We start from the raw sequence: 22,516 nt of genomic DNA on the forward strand, positions 1-22,516 counted from the left end.
GAGGCGTCGGTTGGCATTGGCTCCGGACGTGGGAGCGGCCATGGCCGCTCCCACAGGAGCGCGCGTGCAGGTCACAGATCGTCGAAGCCGTTGTCGGAATTGGTCTTCTTGTAGCTGGCGTTGCGCATCTCGAAGAAGTCGGTCTTGGTCTCGGTGAAGTTGTCGGCGTAGGCCTTGATCCAGGGCATCACGTTGTCGGTGGCGTCGGAGTACAGCTTCTCGATGCCCAGCATCCCGGCCATCTTGTTGGCGCGGTACTTCACGTAGCGGACCATCTCGTCGACGTCGATGCCGTCGATGCCATCGAGCACCTCGCCGGTCCACTGCACTTCCAGCTCGATGGCGTGCTCGAAGGCACTGTGCACGTAAGCGGTCAGCTCGTCGTTCTGCAGCTCCGGGTTCTCGCCGACGATGGCGCGGATTAGCTCGCTGATGAACTTGGTATGCGCAAGTTCGTCGCGGTTGATGAAGCTGATGATCTTGCCGGTGCCGGTCATCCGGTTCTGGCGCACCAGGTTGTAGAAATAGGCGAAGCCGGAATAGAAGTTGATGCCCTCGAGGATCGAGGACTGGATCAGCGACCGCAGCAGGGTCTCGGCGGTCTTATCGCGCATGAAGTCGTCATACGAGTTCATGATCGGCGCGTTGCGCTTCTGGATCGTCGGGTGGGTGCGCGCGATCTCGAACACGCGGTTCTGATTGGCCAGGTCGGTGATCGAGGCCAGCACGTAGCTGTAGCTCTCGTTGTGGATCACTTCCTGTTGCCCGATGATCGCGGCGTTGGCGTGCGCGGCCGGATCGGTGATGTATTCGGCGACGTTGTAGATGAAGCGTGTCTGCGGCGAGTCCAGCGTCGCCAGCAGGCCGATGATCGAATCGTAGGCATTCTTCTCGCGCGCCGAGAGTTCGCCGTACTGCCTGGCATCCGCCTTCATGTCGACCTCATCCGGGATCCAGAAGTTGGTCGAGAGCTCCTTGTAGGCGCGGTAGAACGACGGATACGGGATGTCGTTCCAGTTGAGGATGCCCGAGGTGCGGCCGTTGATGATCCCGGTCGAACGGTTGGGGTGGCGCGGCTCGAGGATCCGGATGCGATCGAGCGGCGTCGAGGTGGTCGGTGCGGTGGTGGACATGGTGCTTCCCGTGTTGGGGTCTGGGTGCAGGTGATGCAGGGTCCACGGTTCGCAACGCGAACCGTGGAAGCGACAGCGCGAATGCGCTTAGCTACTGCACCACTCGCACTCGGCGATGTCGATGTCGTTGGAGCGCACGTAATAGGTGGTCTTCATGCCTTCGCGCCACGCGGTCATGTGCAGCTCCAGCAGGGTGCTGGCCCGTATGGTGCTCGGCACGTAGAAGTTGAAGCTGATCGACTGGTCGACGTGGCGCTGGCGGCGCGCGTTCTGGCGCACCGAGGCGAACTGGTCGACGTGCCAGGCGCCTTTCTCGTAGTAGGGCCAGGTTTCCAGCGACAGCCCGGGCGCGGCCACCGGGCGGCGGTAGTCCTTCTTCTCCTCGTAGTAGAACGCGGAGTAGACCGGGTCGATGGAGGCCGTGGAGCCGGCGATCTGCGCGGTCGACATGTTCGGGGCGACCGCCAGCAGCCAGCCGTTGCGCACGCCGTTCACCGCCACCTGCGCCGACAGGTCCAACCACTGCGGGCTGCTGTAGCCGCGGTCGCGGAAGTAGTTGCCGTTGTGCCAGTCGCTGCCGTGGAAGACGGCGTAGCTGCCCTTCTCCTTCGCCAGCGCCATCGACGCCTGCACGGTGAGGAAGTTGATGCGCTCGTACAGCGCATCGCTGTAATCCTCGGCTTCGGCCGTGTTCCAGTGGATGCCCTTCTGCGCCAGCAGGTGGTGCCAGCCGAAGGTGCCCAGCCCGATGGCGCGATACTTCCGGTTGGTGATCGTGGCCTGCGGCACCGGCAGCTGGTTGAGATCGATCACGTTGTCGAGCATGCGCACCTGGATCGGGATCAGCCGCTCCAGCACGTCGGTGATCAGGTCGCCCTGGCCCTGCTGCGGCACGATCGCGCGGCCCAGGTTCACCGAGGACAGGTTGCAGACCACGAAGTCGCCAGCCTGCTTCGTGGTCACGATCTGGTTGCCGCTGATGATCTCTTGCATCAGCCGCGTCGGGCTCATGTTCTGCAGGATCTCGGTGCACAGGTTCGACGAATACACCATGCCGGCGTGCTTGTTCGGGTTCTTCCGGTTGACCTCGTCGCGGTAGAACATGAAGGGGTTTCCGGTCTCCAGCTGGCTGACCATCAGCCGCTTGAAGATGTCGATGGCCTTGATCGTCTTGCGGGTGATGCGCTCGTCGGCCACCACTTCTTCGTACTTCGCCCGGAACGTGCCCTCGCCCTTCTTCTCGTCGAAGAAGTCCTGCAGGTACCAGCCCTTGACCCGGTGCACCTCGTGCGGGTCGAACAGGTACCAGTCGCCGCGGCGCTCCACCGCTTCCATGAAGATGTCGGGGATGCAGACCGAGGTGAACACGTCGTGCGCGCGCAGGCGCTGGTCGCCGTTGTTGAGGCGCAGGTCGAGGAAGGCCTCGATGTCGCGGTGCCAGACGTCCAGGTACACGGCGACGGCACCCTTGCGCTGGCCGAGCTGGTCGACCGAGACCGCGGTGTTGTTGAGCTGCTTGATCCACGGCACCACGCCGCCGGACGAGTTGGGCACGCCGCGGATCGACGAGCCCGACGCGCGCACGTAGCCCATGTAGGCGCCCACGCCGCCGCCGCCCTTGGACACGCGCGCGATGTCGGTATTGGAGTCGTAGATGCCCTGCAGCGAGTCGTCGACGGTGTCGATGAAGCACGAGGACAGCTGGCCGCCGGTCTTGCCGGCGTTCTGCAGCGTCGGCGTGGCCACGGTCATGTACAGGTTCGACAGCGCCCAGTAGGCCTCGCCGACCAGCTGCATGCGGCGCTCGCGGCTGTCCTTGCCCGCGCCGGCCTCGTCCTGCATCAGGTACAGCGCGATCGTCAGCCAGCGCTCCTGCGGCAGCTCGTACACCTCGCGCGAGGTGTCGGTGGCGAGATACCGCGTGGCCAGCAGGTACAGGCCGTTGTAGTTGAACAGCCGGTCACGGTCGGGCTCGATCATTTTCCCGGCCTCGACCAGTTCTTCCTTGGAATAGGCGCGCAGGATGTCGTTGGAGTAGACGTTGCGGTCGGCCAGCGATTCCTGCAGGCCAACATAGGAACCGTACTTCTGCCCGGTGTCGTAGAAGCGGTTGCGGCTGGCGCGCTTGTACAGGCGGTGCAGGTACAGGCGTGCGGCGAAGAGCTCCCACTCCGGCGCAGTCACGTCCACGCGCGCCTCGGCCTCGCGGATCAGGTGGTCGACCAGATCGTCGGCGTTGACCGCGTCCTTGCGCTCGACGAAGCCGGACACGCTGCGCTTGTAGTCGGCGATGTCGAGCTGCGGGAACTCGACGTGGACGCGGTCGATCGCGCGCTCCAGGCGCGCGCGGTCGTAGGGAATCCGGCGGTTGCCGGCTTCCTTGGTGATCCAGATGGCGACGTCGGCGGACGCGCAAGGCGTGGATACAGCGCTGGCCGTGGTCGCTGCGGGTGGTGCCGTGGTGGTGCTGTCGTAGCTGCTCATGCCTGCTCCCGGATGGCGTGCGCACGGCCGACTGTCCCGGGGCAGGCGGCGGGCCGGAGCGGTCATCGACAGGGTGGAAGCGCGGCGTCGCAGCGGCCGCGACCGCACTCCGGAGCGGAGCGCGGGCGAGCGCGTGCTTCACCAGCCATCTCCCCCCGGAGATTGCGCAGCCGGCACCGCGCGATGTGCATGCGCGCGGCTGTCGGCAGGTCTTCGGGCTCGTGGATCCGGGAGCCTGGGCTCCGCGCCTCGGCCGCCGCTTCCCGGAACCACCGTCCCAGTGCGTGTGCGACCTCGTTTCCACCTACCGCTGCGGGGCAGCGCCGGAATTGGCGGGCGGATCGATGGTCTCGACCGCTGCCGTACCGGCTTCCCTTTTCATCCCGTGCCCTGTGGCGCGGGAACCGACGGGGCACAACATAGTGTGGTTCCACGGCGTGGTCAACGCTAGGTTTCGTGTTTGTGCCCCTTGACGCCGGAAGCATTCCAGGGCCGGCGCAGGCGCGCAGGGCGTCGCCGGCTCTGTCATTCTTGGGGGTGCCACAGGTGCCCGGTCCACATCTTGCCTTCGCCTCCCGCCAACGAGCCGGCGCTGTCCGGCTACCGCTTCGGCGTCTTCGAGCTCGACCTCGCGCGCCGCGAACTGCGCCGCGGCGGGACGCGGGTCGAGATGCCGGCGCGCGTCTTCGAGTGCCTGGAGTGCCTGCTCCTGCACCGGGATCGCGCGGTTGCCCGGGACGAGCTGCTGCAGGCGGTGTTCAACCGCACCGACGTCAGCGACGGCCAGCTGGCGCAGGTGGTCCTGCGCGCGCGGCGCTGCGTCGACGACGACGGCCAGGCCCAGCACACCATCCGGACGGTGCCGCGCTTCGGCTTCCGCTGGGCCGCGGCAACCAGTGGGCTGGCCGGGAGGCGGGAGGCCCTGGACACCGGCTCGGCCGGCGGCGAGGCACCGCCGGAGCCGCCATCAACGCCAGCGGTGCCATTGCCAGCTGCACCTCAGGAACCCGCGCGTCGCGCTGGACCGATGCGCCGGGCGTGGGTGGTGGTGGGCGCGCTGCTGGCGTTGGCGGCCGTCGCCTGGTGGCAGTGGCCGCAGCCGCAGACGGGCCTGCCGATGGTGCCGGATGCTGCGTCCGCTGCCGCGGACGTCATTGCGGACCCTGCCGCAACCCTGGTGCTGCCGTTGGCGATCGACGCTGGCGACGACATCGCGTGGGCGCGGCTGGGCCTGATGGACTACGTCGCCGAGCGCATGCGCTCGGCCGGGCTCTCGGTGCCGCCCAGCGAAAGCACGCTGGCACTGCTCGGCGGCGCCGAGGGTGATGCCGGCCACGACCGGCTGCAGCGCGCGGTGCCCGGGGCGAGGGTGGTTGGCGGCGAGGTCGAGCGCCTGCGCGAAGGTTGGCGGCTGCGCCTGCAGGCGGTGTCCGCACATGGCCTGCGACACCAGGCCGAAGCCGAGGCCGGCGACCTGCTGTCCGCGGCAGCCGCCGCCTGCGACCGGCTGCTGGCGGCGCTGGGCCACGCTGCGCCGGCCGGCCGTGACGGCGCCGGCCTGGCGCTGGAAGAGCGGCTGCAGCGGGTGCGCGCGGCCTTGCTGGCCAATGAGCTCGCGACCGCGCGCCGGATACTCGAGGATGCGCCGCCGTCGCAGCTGTCGCAGCCGCAGCTGCGCTTCCGGCTGGCACAGGTCGACTATCGCGCCGGCGAGCTCGACGCCGCCGAGCGCGCCATCGCCGCGCTGCTGCGCACCCCGGAGGCCACGCGTGATCCGCTGTTACGCGCCCGCCTGCTGGCCTACAGCGGCGGCGCCAGGATCCGCCGCAACGCGTTGCACGAAGCAGTGGGCGACTACGACCGTGCGCTGGTGGCGCTGGCGGACGTGCCCCCCGGCGAGGGAGACCTCGAACGTGGCGCGGTGCTGATGGGGCGCGGGGTGGCCCTCGCCGCGCTTGGCCGCGGGGACGAGGCGATCGCCGACTTCGGCGCCGCGCGCACCCGGCTGCAGCGCGCCGGCGACCGGCTCGCGGTGGCACGCGTGGATGCCAACCTGGGCGCGCTCGAGCTCGGCCGCGGCCGCCCGGCGCAGGCCCTGGACTACCTTGGCAGCGCGCTGGCGGTGTTCGAGGGTTCGACCGCGATGAACGAACTGCAGGTCACCCGCTCGGCGCAGTCGGCCGCGCAGCTGCTGCGGCTTGATGCCGCCGCGGCGCTGGCGACCAGCGACGAGGTGCAGAAGCTGCTGCCGAAGACGCCGGACCCGGCGCTGCGCCTGGCAGCGGCGCTGGACCGCGGCAACGCGCTGATCGCGCTGGGTCGGCTGTCTGAGGCACGGCGGCTGCTGGAATCGCCCGATATCGCCGCGCGCAGCACGCCGCCGTACGAGCATCGCCGGGCGCAGACCCTGGTCGAACTCGCCTGGCGCAGCGGCGAGCCGGCGGCCGCGGTGGCGATCGCCGACGCCATCCTTGCCGACTGGACCCGCCTGCCCGGCGACTCGCTGCGCGACCATGTGCGGTTGCGCCGGGCGCAGGCCGCGGCCGTGATCGACGTGCCACCAGCCTCCGGCACGCGGGTCGACACCTCCGAGGGTCCGACCCCGGCCCTGCTGCTGGCCGCCGCGGTCGAACTGGGCGACAGCGTCGCCGCCGAGGTGGTCCTTGAGCAGGCCCTTGCCGCCGCCGAGGCCCGCGGCGCGCCGGCGGACATCGTCGAAGTGGTTGCCGTACACGCGCCCTGGCTGCTGCGCCGCGGCCGGGTGCGCGATGCCGAAGCCCTGGTCGGGCGGGTGGCGCCCTGGCTGGACCGCTGCTACGACTGCGCGGTGCTGCAGCTGCAGCTTGCCGAAGCGCTTGGCGAGGACGCCCTGGCCCGGGACGCCCGCGAGGCTGCCTCACGACTGGCAGGCGAGCGCCGCCTGCCAGAAGCGATGCCCGCCGTGCCCGCAGGCATCACGCGATAACGAAGCTGTCATCGATCGCGAATGCCTTCCCGCCCCCGCGGCGCCAAGGATCACATCGGGACCGGCGACTGCCGCCGGCCACGTCCCGGCGGGCCGCGCCCGCCCCTCGTGCAAGCAGGAGACACCCTTCATGCCCCGTCCATCACTCCTCGGCCTCGCCTGCGCGGCGGCCCTCGCCGCCAGCCCCGCCTTCGCCGCCATTCCCGTCGTCACCGACCTCGGCGACGGCAACTTCGTGCAGTCTGTTTCAGATGACGGCGCCGTCGCCGTCGGCGTGCGTGTGCTCTACGACGACGGCCCCGGGAAGCAGGGCGTCACCCGCTGGGCCGCCGCCACCGGCACCCGGGTTATCGGCGGCACCACGGAGGGCTTTCCGGACGTTTCCGCCGACGGCGGCGTGATCGCCGCGACGCTGCCCGGCGTCGACGACCCCGCGGTCAGCGAAGCCGCGTTCTGGACCCAAGCCGGTGGCTGGAAGCGCATCAGCGATTTCGAGATGATCCCGGCCATGCCCGGCTGGGCTACGCGGGCCAACGCGATTTCGGCCAACGGCGAGCGGCTGGCTGGTGTCACCGTCCCCCCGCCGATCGACTTCGGCAACATCCGCGCATTCAGCTTCAACCCCGATACCTGGGACGACCGCTGGGCCGACTACGGCTGGCAGGAGTTGCCGAAGATCCGCAAGGGCGGCTTCGGCGAGGCCACCGCGATCTCCGACGACGGCCTCATCCAGGCCGGCATCTCCACCACCGGCACCAGCAGCGCGTACCAGGCCGTGGTCTGGACCGACGGCCGCATCCGCCAGCTGTACGACAACACCGGCAAGGCCCTGGGTGGCGAGAGCGTGGCCTGCAACCGCGACTGCGGCGTGATCGTCGGCGGTGGCGGCGGCAACAGCATGCTGCAGCCGGTGCTGGCCTGGCGCTATATCGACAACGGCCGCGGCGGCGGCCTGGTCTGCCACTTCAATCCCGAGACGACCGCCGACACCACGGCGCTGCGCTACTACGCGCGCGCCACCAGCGGCACCGGTGGCATCGTCGCCGGCACCTACTACTACGACGAGGTGCCGCCGGGCGGCGGCTGGGCGCGCAATGTCGCCAAGGGCTTCCTGTGGATCGGCGACGCCAACGGCGGAACCATGCACGAGCTCACCGCCTACCTGGCCGGCCTGGGCGTGGCGCCGTTCCAGGACTGGCTGAACGTGAATGTCACCGGCATGTCCAGCGACGGCCGCTACCTTGTCGGCTGGGGCGACGACGCCAAGGGCGTGACCCGCGGCTGGCACATCGACTTCGGCGGCACGCCTGAGGCCACCGGCGGCAAGGAGGACTACACCGCGTGTCCGAAGCGTTCCCGACTCACGCCGCCGGGTTCGCCTGGGTTGGCATCGGCACCCGCGGCCGACGAGGCCGCTGGCGATGACCGCGAACTCCCGTTCGGGCAATTCGTCACCGGCAAGGGCGGCGCAGCCTACATCGTGGAACCCCGCGGCACCCGACTGTACGGCGGCGAGCACAGGAACCGCATGGTTGCCCTGATGTCGCTCGGCGGCGACCAGTACCTCGATCCCGCGACCGGCCTGCGCCTCGCCTTCGCCCGCGACGGTCGGGGGCTGGTCACCGGCCTGGCCGAGCGCCGTGAAGGCGCGGCCGCCGCGGTCTGGCGCGCGCGCACGAAGGACTGAGGGGGCGGGGCAGGCCACGCGTTGTTGTTCCGGGGCGGCCGTTCGTGCCGCCCCGGAACGATCTGCCCGCGCACGGGGTGGTCGAGGGTTGAAGCCGCTCTTACAGGTGGTGCCGGGCGAGGTAGTCCGTGGACTGCATCTCGATCAGCCGCGACGCGGTGCGCTCGAACGCACCGCCCAGGCGCTCGCCGGCATACAGCGCGTGCGGCTGCGCGGCGGCGGTGCAGACCAGCTTGACGCTGCGGTCGTAGGCCTCGTCGATGAAGGTGACGAAGCGGCGCGCGGCATCGTCGCGCGTGGCGTCCATCACCGGCACTTCGCCCAGCAGTACGGTGTGGAATTCGCTGGCGATCCCGATGTAGTCCGAGGCCGCGCGCGGGCCTTCGCACAGCGCGTTGAAATCGAACCAGGCCATGCCCGTGCAACGCGCGCGGGTGGCGATGCGCCGGCCCTCGAGTTCGATCGAGCCGTCGCGGTGCGCGTCGTCGCCGCCAAGCGCATGCCAGCGCGCCTCAAGCCAGGCGTCGGATTCACCGTCCAGCGGCGCGCGGTAGACCGGCGAGCGCGTCAGCTCGCGCAGCCGATAGTCGGTATCGCTGATGATCTCCAGCACTTGGCAGTGCCGCTCCAGCAGCCCGATCGCCGGCAGGAAACGCGCGCGCTGCAGGCCGTCGGCGTACAGGCCGGAGGGCGCGATGTTGGAGGTCGTGACCAGCACGATGCCCTCTTCGAACATCCGCTCCAGTACACGCGCCAGCAGCATGGCGTCGCCGATGTCGCTGACGAAGAACTCGTCCAGCACCAGCACGCGCAGCGAGCGCCGCCATTCGGCCACGATCGCCGCCAGCGGGTCGCGTTCGCCGGCATGCTCGCGCAGGCGCTCGTGGACCACGCGCATGAAGCGGTGGAAATGGGTGCGGCGCTTGCCGTTGCCGCCGCTACCGCCGGCATCGAGCTTGGCTACCGGCAGCGGCAGGCCGGCGTAGAACAGGTCGACCATGAAGGTCTTGCCGCGGCCGACGCCGCCCCACAGGTACAGGCCCTGCGGCGCAGGATCGCCGCCGCCGAACGCGCGCGCCAGCCAGCCGCGGCGCGACATGCCCACCACGGCCTCATGCACGCGGTCGAGCGCGGCCAGTGGCGCGTGCTGCGCGGGGTCGTCGTCCCAGTCGCCGCGCGCCACGCCCTCGCGGTAGGCCTGCGACGGACGCGCTGCGTCCGCTGCTTCAGCCATTGGCCGCCGGCAGGTGGCGTCGCGCGCCGCTCTTGATCGCACCGCGCAGGTCGATGAGCTTGCGGTGGAAGAAATGGCTGGTGTCGGGCATCCGCACCAGTTCCGGCTCGGCCTTGAGGCGGTCGAGCCAGTCGAAGACGGCCTGTGGGTCGACGATTTCATCGGCCTCGCCCTGGACCACCAGCCACGGCATCGTCGGCGTGGTGATGCTGTCGAAATCCCAGCGACCGGCCGGCGGCGCGATCGAGATCAGCATCGAGGGCTGCAGCTCGGCCGCCATCGCCAGGCTGACGTAGGCGCCGAAGCTGAAGCCGGCCAGCCACAGTTGGTCGTCGGGGCGCGCCGCGCGCACCCATTCGGCCACCGCGCGCAGGTCGCCGCGCTCGCCGTCGCCCTTGTCGAATTCGCCCTCCGAGGCACCGGTGCCCCGGAAGTTGAAGCGCACCGTGGCCACGCCCAGCTCGCGCAGCGCGCGCGCGGCCATGGTCACCACCTTGTTGTGCATGGTGCCGCCCTCGGTGGGCAGCGGGTGGCAGATCACCGCGGTCACCGGCAGGCGGCTGACATCGTCGTCCGGCAGGTCGACGGCGACCTCAAGCGCGCCGGCGGGGCCGTGCAGGGTCAGGCTGCCTGAGGCATCGGGAAATGGCGGGTGCTGGCTCATGCGGCCAATGATAGTCGTCCCGCTGTCGGGGGACGGTGGTCCGTCCTACCGCGTACGCAGCCGCAGCCCGACAACCAGCGGATCATGGTCGGAGGCGCGCCAGGGCGCAGTGCTTGTTTCGCCGTCGTTGGTCGCCGGATCGACGACGTTCGGAGCTTCATCGGCGTTGCTGTGCCAGATTCCGGCGTCCTGCAGGCGCCCGCCCAGGGCCGGGCTCAGCAGGGCGTGGTCCAGTCGGCCCGCCTGGGCGTCGTAGACATAGGTGTAGGGCTGCCCGCCGTCCGCCGCGGCCAGCGCGTCGTGCCAGCCGGCGTCGATGAAGCCGCGCACCGGGTCTTCCATGGCGTAGGCATTGAGGTCGCCCAGGACCGCGACCAGGTCGCTGCCGCTTGCGGTGGGATCGCCGGCGAGCCAGGCGCGCAGCGCCTCGCCCGATGCGCGGCGCGTGGCGTTGAAGCAGGCCTGGCCATCGCCCTGGTCGAGGTCGGCGCCCGTGGCGTCGCGGCAGCCCTTGGACTTGAAGTGGTTGGCGACCACCACGAAGGCCGGGCCGCTGCCGGCACGGAAGGCCTGGGCCAGGGGCGCACGGCTGAGCGGGCCGAAGGGGCCGGCCTCGAGCGTGGCCGCCTGGCCGAGCGCCTCGACCCGATCGGCGCGGTAGACGATGCCGACCCGGATCGGGTTGTCGCCGGGGCCGCTGGCGGCATCGACGAAGCGCCAGCGGAGGCCGTCCGGGTCCAGCGCGGCGACCAGCCGGGCCAGGCTGGAATCGGCGTCGTAGCCGTCGTTCTCGAGCTCCAGCAGGGCGACCACGTCGGCATCGAGCGAGCCGAGCGTTGCCACCAGGCGGGCGAGCTGCGCCTGGTAGTCCTCGGGCGTGCGCGCACCGCGCGCGGTCGGGAAGCCGCCGCCGCGGCCGTCGCCGTTGAACAGGTTCTCGAGGTTGAGGCTGGCCACGCGGACTTCGCCGGCCACCGTGGGCGCCGCCGGGCGCGACGCGGGCTGCAGGACTTCCGCGTCGCGCAGATGCAGGCGCGGGCCGTCCTCGCCAACCTGCAGGTCGCCTTCCGCAGCGTCCAGCGTGCCGCCGCTGCGCCAGATGCGCGGATGGCCGGCCGCCTGCGCGGGAAGCACCAGGACGAGGCTGCGCTCGTGGTTGGCATCGGCGATCGCCTTGGCCGCGGCGCCGGGCAGGGCGACCTCGGTGGGGGTCCGCAAGCGTTCGCCGAAGGCCGCCACCACGGTGCCGTCGCGGCCGATGCGGTGGTTACCGGAGACCACCAGGGGTGCGGTGATGCGCACCCGCTGGCCGTCGAGGACGCTCCAGTCGGCCGGCGGCGCCGCGAGTTCGACCGTGGCGATGGCGGCCGGCGCTTCGCGCGCGGGGGTGGCTGCGCAGGCGGACAGGGCCAGCGCCAGGACGCCGGCCAGGACCGGCAGCAGGATCGGGGCGGGCGGTGCGGGCGTGCTGCGGCTCATGGGGACCTCGGGACGGAAAGCGGGAGTGCGGAAACGAAAACGCCGCCCGGGGGGCGGCGTCGGCGACCGAGCGGACGGCCAGCTTACTTCAGGCTTTCAAGCATCCAGTCGACGGTCGCGATGACCTGCTCGTCGGTGAGCGCGGGGTTGCCGCCCTTGGCCGGCATCATGCCGGTCGCGCCGGTGAAGCCGTCGATGGCGTGCCGGTGCATGGTGTCGGTGCCCTGCGCGATGCGCGCGGTCCAGTCCCCGGCTTCAAGCTTCGGGGAGCCGGCGACGCCCGCGGTATGGCAGCCGGCGCACAGGTTGCCGTAGATGACCGAGCCGTCCAGCGTGCCGCCATAGGCGACTTGGGCCGTGGCGGCGGCAGCTGCGGCGACGGCCGCGGCTGCCTGGGCGGCGGCACCGGTATCGCCGGCATACACGGCGCCGATGGGCGCGAGCCGGTTGGCCGTGTGCCTGGCGGTCGAGGGATCGACCTCGGTCGGCAGCGACTTGTGCACGAAGTAGGAGAGGACGATCAGACCGAGGGTCACCACGGTCAGGAAGCCGATCACCAGGGAGAATCGCTTGAGGAAATCGAGGTCGTAGTTGCGCACGGAACACCATTGGCGTGCGTGGCCGGCGGCCACAGCTGCGCTGGATTATAGAGCACAGTCAGCTTGCAACGCAGCGTTCCGGTGCGGCGGACGCCGGCTGGTATGATGCGCGCTTCGCCGCGCTCCCGATGCCACCGCCAACATTGGCGATTCCGGGCGCGCCCCATGGCGCAGCTGATCCAGCTTTTCCTCCCCGACAGGGTTTCGCCCGGACGCTTGCCGTCCGGCAGGATGTATTGCGTGCTGCGTCCCGTTCCGGCCCATGTGGCTGACAACCAGGGAGCATCCGCCCGTCCGTGGCCGACCTCACGTTCTACCAACTGCAAACACCCACCGTCCTCCTGCTGATGCTGGCCTTCTATGGCGGCACCTTCCTGATGTCCACGCGCATTGCGCGCAGGGACGAGAACGTCGACGGATACATGACCTCCAACGGCGCCGTGGGCTTCGGCATCTCCGCCGCCAGCATGACCGCCACCTGGATCTGGGCGGCCTCCTTCTACGCCGCGGCCACCTCCGGCTACAAGTACGGCATCTCCGGGCCGATCCACTACGGCCTGTGGGGCGCGCTGATGATCCTCTTCATCTACCCCTTCGGCCGCCGCTTCCGCGAGGTCGCGCCCGAGGCGCACACGCTCGCCGAGATCATGCATGCCCGCCACGGGCGCTCCAGCCAGCTGATCCTGGCCGGCTCCAACATCGCAGGCAGCGTGATCAGCCTGATGGCCAACTTCACCGCCGCCGGCGCGCTGGTGGCGATGCTGTCGCCGCTGGACTTCGTGCACGGCGTGATGATCGCCGGCATCGGCACGCTGTCGTACACGCTGTGGTCGGGCTTCCGCGCATCGATCATGACCGACGTCGTCCAAGTGGCCGCGATGCTCGGCGCCGCGGCGCTGATCATCCCGCTGGTGTTCTTCAACGCCGGCGGCATCGACGCGGTGGCGCAGGGCTGGGACCGGCTCAGCGCCGAGCAGGCATCGATGTTCTCCAAGACCGCGTTCCTCGAGCAGGGCGCGCCGTACTTCGTGGCCGTGCTCGCGTATGCGATCGGCAACCAGACCATCGCCCAGCGCCTGTTCGCGGTGCGCGAGGACCTGATCAAACCGACCTTCATCACCGCCACCATCAGCTACGGCGCGACCGTGATCGGGCTGGGCATGCTGGGCGTGGTGGCGCTGATGGTCGGCATCGAGCCCGCCGCCGGCGACCACAACAACCTGATCCCGCAGATGGCCTCGAGCTATCTGGGGCCGGTGATGATCGGGGTGTTCTTCATCATGGTGATCGGCTCGCTGTCGTCGACCGCCGACTCGGATCTTGCCGCGCTGTCGTCGATCATGATGACCGACATCTACGGCAAGAACCTCGCGAAGGGCCGGGTCAATCCGGCCACCATGCTGTGGGTGGGGCGGATCACCATGATCGTCGCCACCACGGCCGGGCTCATCTTCGCCAGCTTCCGGGTCGACATCCTCTCGCTGCTTGTGTTCGTGGGCGCGCTGTGGGGCTCGATCGTGTTCCCGGTGATCGCCAGCTTCTACTGGAAGAAGGTCAACAACCGCGCATTCACCACCGCGGTGCTGGTGTCGCTGGTGGTGTTCACCGTGGCGCGCTTCGAGCTGGTCCCGATCGCGGGTGTGTTCGCGCTGCTGCTCGAGGTCTTCGCCACCGTGGGCGCGGGCGTGGTGCTGGGGCTGATGACCTTCGGCTTCTTCGGCAGGCGCGCGGGCCTGGCGGTGGGCACGCTGGCCGCGCTTGCGCTGGCACCGTTCACCATCGGCTTCCTGCGCGACTACGCGGTGCTGCTGAGTTCGCTCAACGCGTACGGCGTGAGCACGGTGGTGTGCGCCGCGCTGAGCGTGCGCAGCAGGGAGGACTTCGACTTTGCCCTGATCGCCAAGCGCGTGCGCAACTTCGACACCACTGATGATGTCGCCCGCCCAGGCGGCGATGCCGGCCCACGGCCGGCGCTGACCCCGGAGGTGATCCGATGAGGGACCTGTTGATGACCGCCTATGTGCTGGTGTGGCCGGTGCTGGTGGCGGTGATGATGTTCATCATGGGCCGCGGCGTGTGGCGCGACGTGCGGCGTGCGAAGCGGAGCGGGGACGACCTGGTCTGAGCGACAACCCGATCAGGCCGACCCGCGCGGCTAGAATGCGCTCTGCCCAGAGCCGGGGAATCCCGTGTCCCGATTCAGCCTGTTCCAGCGCGTCTCCAAGGTCCCCACCAAGCCCCGGACGGCCCAGGCGCCGAAGGCGTTCGACGTCGCCGACCTTTACCAGGGACCGGTGGCGACGGGAGGCGCGGCGGCGGCCACCGACCGGTCGCTGGACGAGAAGCTCCGCCAGGCCTACTTCTGGATCGTCAACAACGCGATCATCAGCCCGCACTACGACATCGAGTACCAGGACGGCCCCGGCGCCAGCTATGCCGTGGGCGATACACGGCGGGTGCTGAACCTGCCTTCGGCGCAGAGCTACTCCAGCTATGTGCTGCTGCCGCTGCTGACGTTCGCGACGCGGCGCAAGTGCCTGTTCGTCGGCGGCCCCGGGCGCGGCAAGACCGCGAGCGCGATCCTCATGGGCGTGCTGGCCGGCTATCCGGTGCGCGAGGTGCGGCGGGCGATGCAGCGCGGGCATCCGCAGATGACGATCGCCGACCTGCTCGGCAATCCGCTGCCGGCCGACCTCGTCGGCGCGCAGAGCATGGATGACATCCGCATCGCCTGGCGGCGCTGGCTGTCGATGCGGGTCAAGATCATCGACGAGTACAACCGCATCCCCACCCGCACCCAGAGTGCGCTGCTGACGCTCATGGGCGACAACTACGCCGAGCTGCTCGACCAGGTATACGAATGCCCGGATTCGGCCTGGTACCTGACCGCCAACGACGACCGCGGCGGCGGCACCTACCAGGTGATCGAGGCGCTGCGCGACCGCATCGACGTGATCGTGCAGGCGCTGGCGTTCAACCCGCGCTTCCTGGACGAGATGCTGCTGCGCATCGAAGAGGACATCCGGCCCGAGGACGTGGTGCCGCCGGAGATCGTGTTCACGCAGGAGGAGGGCGACCGCATGGTCGAGGCCATCCGCGCGGTGGAGGTGCCACAGGAGGTGCGGCGGCGGATCGAATTCTTCAGCAGCCAGTTCGAGCTGATGGAAACCGCCGGCGCGCAGTTCGAATACCTGACCAAGGACACCGTGCGCCTGGCCGGCGCCGACTGGGCGCAGGCCACCGCCGCCGACACCGGCCGCGACCGCAACAAAGACCCGGGCTGCCAGACCCGCAACGGCCTCTCGGTCCGCAACCTGATGACGCTGCTGGTCTATGCCAAGGCGATGGCCTACTTCCGCGGCAATGCCGTGGTCGAACTCGAGGACGTGCGCCAGGTGCTGCCCTTCGTCCTCAACGACAAGCTGCAGCCCGACCTCGACGCGCCGTTCTTCGCGCGGCCCGAGAACGCGCCCTACCGCACCGACCGCCTGAGCTGGCTGCGCCGCCTGTTTGACGACGGCTGCGCCGAATACGACCGCCTGGACCTGGACCGCGACGACCCGGTGGGGGTGCTGTCGGCGGAGTTCGCGCACGGCCTGGACGGCGTCGGCGAACGCGAGGCGCGGGCGCGCATCGGACGCATCGAGCGCGTGATCGCCGAGCGGGTGAAGGGACGCAAGCTCTACGGGCACCTCTACGACGACCTGCTGAAGCTGAAGTACCTGCACCAGCGCTACACCAACTACCTCGCCTGGCTGCAGGCGCGCTGAGATGCTGTCGCCGGTGCTGGCACGGACGCTCGCCGAGAGGCGGCCCTGGTTCAACCAGCGGGTGGTCGAAGCACGCCAACGCCAGCCCGGCTTCGACCTCGATGCGCTGCGCGGATTCATCGGCCACGAACTCGACGTGCTGGCCGTGGCCGTGGCCGCCGCCGATCCGGACCGCGTGGGCGAGGCGGTGCAGGCCGGCTACGACATCGGCATCGAGCTGGTCGGGCAGGGGCTGCTGGGCCCGGGTACGCGCGAGCCCGGGCTGCGGCGCAGCTGGGAGCTGCTGGTGCCGGCCTTCGCCCGCCTGGCGGCCACCGCGCCGCGCGAGGTGCTCGCTGCGTTGGGCAATGCCGCGGTCCAGCTGGCTGCCGCACCCGGGGTGCGCATGGAACAGTGGATCGGCGACCTGGCCCGGGCGGCGCCCCGCTGCGCGGACGTCGAGCAGATGCGCCTGGCCGGGGCGGTCTGCGCCTGGCGCTCGGGCCTGGTCCAGCTGCGCGACGCGGCGCTGGATGCGGCCGGACGGCTGCCGGCGGACCTGGCCTCGGCCTGCCTCGGGCTTGCCGGGCACGCGCCGGTGGAAACCGAGCTGCAGCGCATGCGCGCCGATCGCTGGTACGTGCCCGGTGCGGTGCAGGCCCCTCCGCGCGTGCTGGGCGGCTTCGCCGGCTTCGGCGGCCCGTTCGCCGAGCCACCGCTGGTCCGTGCCGATGCGGCGGGCTTCGTCGTCCGTGCCGCTGATCGCACCCATGCGGTGGAGGCCGATGGCTTCGGCGCGGCGCTGGCGCCGGCGGCGGACGCGCGCTTCGACGCCGCGCAGCTCGTGCCGGAGCCGCTGCGGGGCCGCCCGGGCCGCGAGTTCGCGACCGCGCTGGGCGTGCCGGAGGAAGACCTCCTGGGCCTGGTGCAGGGGCAGAGCATCGTGGTGGTCTCGCCGTGGTCGCACCGCGTCCTCGTGGGGCCGCGGCCGGCATGAGCGCGCCCGCCGACGACGCCCTGCTCGCGCGCTGGCAAGCCGCCTGGCCTCGGGCGCTCGAGGCCTGGAGCCGCTACACCCGCCTGCGCGATCCGCGCCTGTGCTCCTCCACCCTGGAAGCCGCGGAGGAAGGCCTCAGCGGCAGCTTCGCCATGATCCGGCTGGCCGACCAGCGCGTGGTCGTCGACCTCGAGCAGGTGCGCCGCCTGGGCCTGGGCGACTACGCCGTGGAGGTGCTGGCGCACGAGATCGGCCACCACCTGCTGGCGCCCGCCACCGTGACCGACCACGTGCGCCTGCTGGCCCGCCTGCGCGCCGCGCTGCCGACGCTGGAACGGCACGCGCCGATGGTGGCCAACCTCTACACCGACCTGCTGATCAACGACCGCCTCGCGCGGCAGGCCGGACTGCGCATCGCCGACATCTACCGGGCGATCGCGGCTGCGGCGCCGGCCAGCCCCGCGGACGGCGTGTGGGGGCTGTACATGGGCATCTACGAACAGCTCTGGAGCCTGCCGGCGGGCGCGCTGGGCGGAAACACCGACGATGCGGTGCTACGTGGCAACGCCTGGCTGGGCGCGCGCCTGGTGCGCGCCTATGCCGGCGACTGGCTCGACGGCGCCGGAGCCTTTGCCGCACTGCTGCTGCCCTGGCTCGTCGACGGCGGGCAGGACCGGCGGCTGCAGGCGCTGATGGATACCCGGCATGCCGCGGCCGGCGGCGAGCCGGTGGACGCCGGTGAGATCGAGGCCGGCGAGGCGGCGGGTGCGCTGCATCCCGCCTTCGACCCGCGGGTGACGGGTGATGAGGCCCGCGGTGCCGCGGGCGACGACGAAGCCGGAAGCACGACCACCGACGCGACGCCGGCCGCGGTGGACGCGGTGGGCACGGTGCCGCAGCGGCAGCCTGGCCAGGCCCGGGAGCCGTTCGAATACGGGGAAATCCTCCGCGCCAGCGGCATCGAGCTCGATGACCACGCCATGGCCGTGCGCTACTACCGCGAGCAGGCGCTGCCGCACCTCGTGCCGTTCCCGGCCCTGCGCCAGCCGGAGGCGGAGGAGCTGCATTTCGAGGGCGTCGAGCCCTGGCAGGTCGGCGACCCGCTCGACGAGCTGGACTGGATGCAGACGCTGATGCAGTCGCCCACCCCGGTGCCCGGACTGACGACGGTCCGGCGCAGCCTCGGCGCCGCCCCCGGTCGCCAGCCGGAGACCCTGCCGGTGGACCTCGACCTGTACGTGGACAGCTCCGGCTCGATGCCCGATCCCCGGTGGCAGGTCTCCTACCTCGCCCTGGCCGGTGCCATCGTCAGCCTCTCGGCGTTGCGCAGCGGTTCGCGCGTGCAGGCCACGCTGTGGAGCGGAAAGCAGCAGGTGCTGCACACCGATGGCTTCGTGCGCTCGGAGGAGGCGATCCTGCGCGTGCTCACCGGCTTCTTCGGCGGCGCCACCGCCTTCCCCATCCATCGCCTGCGCGAGACCTACGCCTCGCGCGCGCCGACCGATCGCGCGGTGCACATCCTGCACCTGTCCGATGACGGCATCACCACCCTGTTCGACGACGACGAGCGCGGCAACAGCGGCTGGGACGTTTCCGCCCGCGCGCTGGCCGCCGCGCGTGGCGGCGGCACCATGGCCCTGAACCTGCCCGCGCCGCTGCCCGCAGGCCCCGATCCGGAGGCCGCCTGGCACTGGATGACCGACCTGCTGCGTGCGCGCCAGGCTGGCTGGGCGATCCATTCCATCCGCGACATGGAAGACCTGCTGGAATTCGCCCGCGCCTTCGCGCGGCGGCACTATGCGGCGTCCTCCACGCGTGTTTCCGCGAAGCCGTACGCATGAGCTTGAATCCCGGTCCTCCGCTCGAACGGCTGACGCGGCGCCTGATCGACACGCCGCGCGAATTCCTCGATCCGCCGCACATCGGCCGCAGCGGCCAGGTCGCTGTCGCCGCCCTGGTTACCGATCTCGTCGCGCTGCACGGCGACCGGGTGACGCTGGCCGGACTGGCGCCTTTCCGGGCCGATGCCGATGCCGATGCCGACGCGGGCGCCCTCTCGCTGGTGGCGGTCGCCACGTGGTGGCTTGCCGACGAGGCCCTGGTGGCGCTGCGGATCCCCGCGGCCCGACTGCTGCCGGTGCTGGCCGATGCGGTCGCTGAACTGGCCGGCGAAGCCACGGCTGTCCGCTACGTGGAGCAGCCCGACCGCCGCGAGGAGTTCGTCCGCGTGCTGCTCGACCGCCTGGAGATGCGTCCGCAGGGCGAGACCCCGGCACAGGCGCAGGACCGCCTGGCCAGCGTCAGCAGCGTCGAGCGCCGGCGCCTGCTGCAGGCCAGCCGCGCGGCCGAAAAGCGCGCGCGCGCGATCCGCGAGGCGCTGGCGCGCAAGGCCGCCGAAGAGTCGGCCGACAAGTGGTCGCGCGAATGAGCGCCGCCACCGACCAGGAGCGCTATCCGACGCTCACCGATGGCGGGCGCGCGATGCTGCGCAGGATGGTCGAGCATCCCAGCGCGCCGCGCTTCCGCAACCGCAGTGGCAACCGCCTGCTGGCGCACGAGGTCGAGGCGCTGCGCGAATTCGAGGCCGGGGTGCTGGCCGCCGGCCCGGAGGCGATCGGCGCCGCCGCGCCGGCGTGGCTGGACGCCTTCGTGGCCGGGGTGTTCGCCCGGGTCCCGCACTATCGGGCGCAGCCGCGGCCGCCGCGGTTCGAGGACATCCCGACCGTGGACCGCGGCGACCTCGCCGGCGATATCGCGCGCTTCGTGCCCGATGACGTGGCCCTGGACCGGCTGATCCAGTTCCGCACCAGCGGTACCACCGGCCATCCGCTGCTGATCGCCTCCCATCCCGTGGTCGCCGGGCGCTACCTGGCCTTCCACAAGCGCGCGCTGCGGCGCGCCGGGGTCGAGCTCCGGCATGGCGCGGGCCAGGTGGGTGTGGTGCTGCTGGGCCACCAGCGCCGCTGCTTCACCTATGTCTCGGTCACGCCGGCCATGGGCGAATCGGGGCTGGCTAAAATCAACCTGCATCCCGGCGACTGGCGCCACCCCGATGACCGCGGCCGCTACCTGGATGCGATGGCGCCGGAAGTCATCGCCGGTGATCCGATCTCCTTCGCCGAGCTGCTCGGCCTCGACTTCGGGCACCGGCCGCGCGCGCTGATGTCGGTGTCGATGGCGCTGTCGCCGGCGCTGCGCGAAAGGCTCGAAGCCCGCTTCGGCTGCCCGGTGCTCGACATCTATTCGATGAACGAGGCTGGCCCGGTCGCCTGCTTCGTGGCCGGGCTGGGCGGACACCTGCTGCTGCAGCCGCGGCTGTACGTTGAGGTGCTGGACGATGCGGGGCGGCCGGTCGCGGCGGGCGACCGCGGCGAGATCACGCTCAGCGGCGGCTTCAACTTCTGCCTGCCGCTGCTGCGCTACCGCACCGGCGACCACGGCGCGCTGCTGCGGACGCCCGAAGGCGTGGTGATCACCGGCCTGGAGGGACGGCGGCCGGTGCGTTTCCGCACCGCCGTCGGTGCCCGGGTCAACAACGTCGATGTCACCCACGCCCTGGCCGACGTGCCGCTGTCGCGCTTTACCTGCCACCAGGCCGCCGACGGCGCCATGCACATCGGGCTGGCCGACGGCGAGCTGCACTGGGGCGACGCCGTGGCCGCGCGGCTGCAGGCGCTGCTGGGCGAACTGCCGGTGGCCGTGGCACCGCTTGCCGCCGGCGACAAGGTGCTGCAGTACTCCAGCGACGTCCCGGACACCCCGGCATGAGCGCGCTCGAGATCGCCGCCAATGCCGCCATCGCGGTGTCCATCCTGCTGGCGGCGCGCAACAGCCTGCATACCTGGTGGACCGGGATCATCGGCTGCGGATTGTTCGCCATGCTGTTCCGCGACGCGCGCCTGTATGCGGAAGTGGTGCTGCAGGTGTTCTTCATCGCCACCAGTCTCTACGGCTGGTGGCACTGGGCACGGGGCGCGGCCGGGCGGCAGCTGCCGGTCCGCCGGGCGCCGCTGGCCGGGATCGGCATCGCCGCCCTGGGCGCGGCGGCCGCGACCCTGGGCTATGGCCTGCTGCTGCATCGCTTCACCGATGGCCACGCGCCGTTCGCCGACTCGGCGGTGCTGATGTTCAGCGTCCTCGCCCAGCTGCTGCTGATGCAGCGGCGGGTGGAAACCTGGCCCTTCTGGCTGCTGGTGAACAGCATCGCGGTGCCGCTGTACGTCTCGCGTGGTCTGCAGCTGACGGCCCTGCTCTACGCCGGGTTCTGGATCAACGCCTGGTTCGGCTGGTGGCGTTGGCGGCGCCAGGCCGCGCAGGCATGAAGGCCTGGGGCACCGGCCTGGTGGTCGGCAAGTTCGCACCCCTGCATCGCGGCCACCAGCTGCTGCTGGACCAGGCGGCAGCGGCCTGCGAACGGCTGGTCATCCTGAGTTACACCCGCCCGGAGTTCCCCGGCTGCGGGCCGGCGCGGCGTGAGCGCTGGCTGCGGCAGCTGTATCCGCAGGCCAGCGTGCTGGTGCTCGACGACGCCCGCCTGGCGCGCTGGTGCGCGGACCGGGGCGCTGCGCGGCTGGCGCTGCCCGACAACGCCGCCGGCGACGAGACGCATCGCCGCTTCGTGGCCTCGGTGCTGCGCGAGATGCTTGGCCTGCGCGTGGATGCGGTGTTCACCAGCGAGGCCTACGGCCCGGGCTTCGCCCGTGCGCTGGGGGGGCTGCAGGGCGCGCCCGTGGCCCACGTCGAGGTCGACCGTGCCCGCGTACGCGTTCCCGTCTCCGGCACCCGCGTGCGTGCGGATGTCCACGCCCACCGGCACCTGCTCGACCCGCGGGTCCATGCCGACTTCGTCGAGCGCATCGTCCTGCTCGGCGGCGAGTCCACCGGCAAGACCACGCTGGCGCGGGCGCTGGCGGCACGGCTCGGAACCACATGGGTGCCCGAGTACGGGCGCGAGCTGTGGGAGGCGCGGGGCGGGCGCCTGGAGTACGCCGACATGCTGCTGATCGCCCGGGCGCAGGTCGAACGCGAGGACGCGGCGGCCGCCGGCGTCGCCCGCTACCTGGTGTGCGACACCTCGCCGTTGACCACGCTGCTGTATTCGCAGGCGATGTTCGGGCGCGCCGATCCGGAGCTGGCCAGGCTGGCCGGCAGGCCCTATGCGCAGGTGTTGCTGTGCGAACCCGACTTCGGCTTCGTGCAGGACGGGACCCGCCGCGATCCGGAATTCCAGGCCGGGCAGCAGGCCTGGTACGGCCGTGAGCTCGCCAGCCGCGGCATCGCCTTCGAGCGCCTTCGCGGCTCGCCCGGGGATCGGTTGCGGCAGGTGGAGGAGGTGCTTGCGACCGGCGGCCTGCGAACGTCTGCGATGGGCGGGCAGCTGCCGGTCCAGCTGTGATCTCTCAGTAGGTTGTTCATCCATGCATCTCGCTGTTCCACAGCGAGGCCTCGGCGCGCTTTCGCGGCCCGGAGGTCGCGCAGCACCGTCGACAGCGAAAGCCCGCGCATGCGCACCGCGGCGCGGTCGA

The 22,516-nt window shown here is 70.9% G+C and carries 17 protein-coding genes and 1 riboswitch; of the genes, 11 read left to right on the forward strand and 6 right to left on the reverse strand.

What is annotated here, in order from left to right; genetic code table 11:
• Nucleotides 1-71: 71 nt before the first annotated feature.
• Together ACW7G5_RS09930 and ACW7G5_RS09935 are read right to left on the reverse strand one after the other, a co-directional pair.
• Nucleotides 72-1,133 (reverse strand): ribonucleotide-diphosphate reductase subunit beta, encoded by a 1,062-nt coding sequence (locus tag ACW7G5_RS09930; RefSeq protein WP_457004098.1) that lies wholly within the window; start codon nucleotides 1,131-1,133, stop codon nucleotides 72-74.
• Nucleotides 1,134-1,220: 87 nt separating this feature from the next.
• Nucleotides 1,221-3,617, reverse strand: coding sequence for a ribonucleoside-diphosphate reductase subunit alpha (locus ACW7G5_RS09935; protein WP_457004099.1), 2,397 nt, complete (start codon nucleotides 3,615-3,617; stop codon nucleotides 1,221-1,223).
• Nucleotides 3,618-3,803: 186 nt separating this feature from the next.
• Nucleotides 3,804-4,041, reverse strand: a riboswitch (cobalamin riboswitch).
• A gap of 138 nt (nucleotides 4,042-4,179) precedes the next feature.
• Between ACW7G5_RS09935 and ACW7G5_RS09940 the strand changes: the two genes are divergently transcribed.
• Nucleotides 4,180-6,582: a winged helix-turn-helix domain-containing protein gene (locus ACW7G5_RS09940; protein WP_457004101.1), complete on the forward strand. Its 2,403-nt coding sequence runs from the start codon at nucleotides 4,180-4,182 to the stop codon at nucleotides 6,580-6,582.
• A gap of 130 nt (nucleotides 6,583-6,712) precedes the next feature.
• Nucleotides 6,713-8,269, forward strand: coding sequence for a hypothetical protein (locus ACW7G5_RS09945; protein ID WP_457004102.1), 1,557 nt, complete (start codon nucleotides 6,713-6,715; stop codon nucleotides 8,267-8,269).
• Between the two features lie 100 nt (nucleotides 8,270-8,369).
• On the opposite strand, the gene zapE is transcribed toward ACW7G5_RS09945, so the two are convergent.
• From zapE to ACW7G5_RS09965, 4 genes are all read right to left on the reverse strand, one after another.
• Nucleotides 8,370-9,503 carry a cell division protein ZapE gene (zapE, locus tag ACW7G5_RS09950; protein ID WP_457004104.1) on the reverse strand — a complete coding sequence of 378 codons (1,134 nt, stop codon included), beginning with the start codon at nucleotides 9,501-9,503 and terminating at the stop codon, nucleotides 8,370-8,372.
• The gene (locus tag ACW7G5_RS09955) at nucleotides 9,496-10,167 is read right to left on the reverse strand and encodes an alpha/beta hydrolase (RefSeq protein WP_457004107.1); all 672 of its coding nucleotides are present in this window, start codon (nucleotides 10,165-10,167) and stop codon (nucleotides 9,496-9,498) included. The genes zapE and ACW7G5_RS09955 overlap by 8 nt, the downstream gene beginning before the upstream one ends.
• A gap of 45 nt (nucleotides 10,168-10,212) precedes the next feature.
• The gene (locus tag ACW7G5_RS09960) at nucleotides 10,213-11,646 is read right to left on the reverse strand and encodes an ExeM/NucH family extracellular endonuclease (RefSeq protein ID WP_457004109.1); all 1,434 of its coding nucleotides are present in this window, start codon (nucleotides 11,644-11,646) and stop codon (nucleotides 10,213-10,215) included.
• Nucleotides 11,647-11,729: 83 nt separating this feature from the next.
• Nucleotides 11,730-12,245 (reverse strand): c-type cytochrome, encoded by a 516-nt coding sequence (locus ACW7G5_RS09965; protein ID WP_457004111.1) that lies wholly within the window; start codon nucleotides 12,243-12,245, stop codon nucleotides 11,730-11,732.
• A 296-nt stretch (nucleotides 12,246-12,541) separates the two neighbouring features.
• Here ACW7G5_RS09965 and ACW7G5_RS09970 point away from each other — a divergent pair, with 296 nt between their 5' ends.
• From ACW7G5_RS09970 to ACW7G5_RS10010, 9 genes are all read left to right on the forward strand, one after another.
• Nucleotides 12,542-14,242: a sodium:solute symporter family protein gene (locus ACW7G5_RS09970; RefSeq protein ID WP_457004113.1), complete on the forward strand. Its 1,701-nt coding sequence runs from the start codon at nucleotides 12,542-12,544 to the stop codon at nucleotides 14,240-14,242.
• The gene (locus tag ACW7G5_RS09975) at nucleotides 14,239-14,370 is read left to right on the forward strand and encodes a putative transporter small subunit (protein ID WP_343276293.1); all 132 of its coding nucleotides are present in this window, start codon (nucleotides 14,239-14,241) and stop codon (nucleotides 14,368-14,370) included. The genes ACW7G5_RS09970 and ACW7G5_RS09975 overlap by 4 nt, the downstream gene beginning before the upstream one ends.
• A 64-nt stretch (nucleotides 14,371-14,434) precedes the next feature.
• Nucleotides 14,435-16,015 (forward strand): AAA family ATPase, encoded by a 1,581-nt coding sequence (locus ACW7G5_RS09980; protein WP_457004115.1) that lies wholly within the window; start codon nucleotides 14,435-14,437, stop codon nucleotides 16,013-16,015.
• A 1-nt stretch (nucleotide 16,016) separates the two neighbouring features.
• Nucleotides 16,017-16,991: a hypothetical protein gene (locus tag ACW7G5_RS09985; RefSeq protein WP_457004117.1), complete on the forward strand. Its 975-nt coding sequence runs from the start codon at nucleotides 16,017-16,019 to the stop codon at nucleotides 16,989-16,991.
• Nucleotides 16,988-18,832, forward strand: coding sequence for a hypothetical protein (locus ACW7G5_RS09990; protein ID WP_457004119.1), 1,845 nt, complete (start codon nucleotides 16,988-16,990; stop codon nucleotides 18,830-18,832). Before ACW7G5_RS09985 ends, ACW7G5_RS09990 begins: the two co-directional genes overlap by 4 nt.
• On the forward strand, nucleotides 18,829-19,419 hold the full coding sequence (locus ACW7G5_RS09995) for a hypothetical protein (protein ID WP_457004121.1): 591 nt from the start codon (nucleotides 18,829-18,831) through the stop codon (nucleotides 19,417-19,419). The genes ACW7G5_RS09990 and ACW7G5_RS09995 overlap by 4 nt, the downstream gene beginning before the upstream one ends.
• The gene (locus ACW7G5_RS10000) at nucleotides 19,416-20,759 is read left to right on the forward strand and encodes an AMP-binding protein (protein WP_457004123.1); all 1,344 of its coding nucleotides are present in this window, start codon (nucleotides 19,416-19,418) and stop codon (nucleotides 20,757-20,759) included. Before ACW7G5_RS09995 ends, ACW7G5_RS10000 begins: the two co-directional genes overlap by 4 nt.
• Complete coding sequence (gene pnuC, locus ACW7G5_RS10005) at nucleotides 20,756-21,313, forward strand: nicotinamide riboside transporter PnuC (protein ID WP_457004125.1); 558 nt, start codon at nucleotides 20,756-20,758, stop codon at nucleotides 21,311-21,313. The genes ACW7G5_RS10000 and pnuC overlap by 4 nt, the downstream gene beginning before the upstream one ends.
• Nucleotides 21,310-22,386 carry an AAA family ATPase gene (locus ACW7G5_RS10010; RefSeq protein WP_457004127.1) on the forward strand — a complete coding sequence of 359 codons (1,077 nt, stop codon included), beginning with the start codon at nucleotides 21,310-21,312 and terminating at the stop codon, nucleotides 22,384-22,386. The genes pnuC and ACW7G5_RS10010 overlap by 4 nt, the downstream gene beginning before the upstream one ends.
• Nucleotides 22,387-22,516 lie beyond the last annotated feature (130 nt).

The sequence above is a fragment of the Luteimonas sp. A501 genome (assembly GCF_054052085.1).

Bases quoted from the DNA above. Each gene is read 5' to 3' on its own strand.
- ACW7G5_RS09930 (WP_457004098.1), bottom strand. From the start codon at position 1,133: ATGTCCACCACCGCACCGACCACCTCGACGCCGCTCGATCGCATCCGG.
- ACW7G5_RS09935 (WP_457004099.1), bottom strand. From the start codon at position 3,617: ATGAGCAGCTACGACAGCACCACCACGGCACCACCCGCAGCGACCACG.
- ACW7G5_RS09945 (WP_457004102.1), top strand. From the start codon at position 6,713: ATGCCCCGTCCATCACTCCTCGGCCTCGCCTGCGCGGCGGCCCTCGCC.
- zapE (WP_457004104.1), bottom strand. From the start codon at position 9,503: ATGGCTGAAGCAGCGGACGCAGCGCGTCCGTCGCAGGCCTACCGCGAG.
- ACW7G5_RS09955 (WP_457004107.1), bottom strand. From the start codon at position 10,167: ATGAGCCAGCACCCGCCATTTCCCGATGCCTCAGGCAGCCTGACCCTG.
- ACW7G5_RS09960 (WP_457004109.1), bottom strand. From the start codon at position 11,646: ATGAGCCGCAGCACGCCCGCACCGCCCGCCCCGATCCTGCTGCCGGTC.
- ACW7G5_RS09975 (WP_343276293.1), top strand. From the start codon at position 14,239: ATGAGGGACCTGTTGATGACCGCCTATGTGCTGGTGTGGCCGGTGCTG.
- ACW7G5_RS09985 (WP_457004117.1), top strand. From the start codon at position 16,017: ATGCTGTCGCCGGTGCTGGCACGGACGCTCGCCGAGAGGCGGCCCTGG.
- ACW7G5_RS09990 (WP_457004119.1), top strand. From the start codon at position 16,988: ATGAGCGCGCCCGCCGACGACGCCCTGCTCGCGCGCTGGCAAGCCGCC.
- ACW7G5_RS09995 (WP_457004121.1), top strand. From the start codon at position 18,829: ATGAGCTTGAATCCCGGTCCTCCGCTCGAACGGCTGACGCGGCGCCTG.
- ACW7G5_RS10000 (WP_457004123.1), top strand. From the start codon at position 19,416: ATGAGCGCCGCCACCGACCAGGAGCGCTATCCGACGCTCACCGATGGC.
- pnuC (WP_457004125.1), top strand. From the start codon at position 20,756: ATGAGCGCGCTCGAGATCGCCGCCAATGCCGCCATCGCGGTGTCCATC.
- ACW7G5_RS10010 (WP_457004127.1), top strand. From the start codon at position 21,310: ATGAAGGCCTGGGGCACCGGCCTGGTGGTCGGCAAGTTCGCACCCCTG.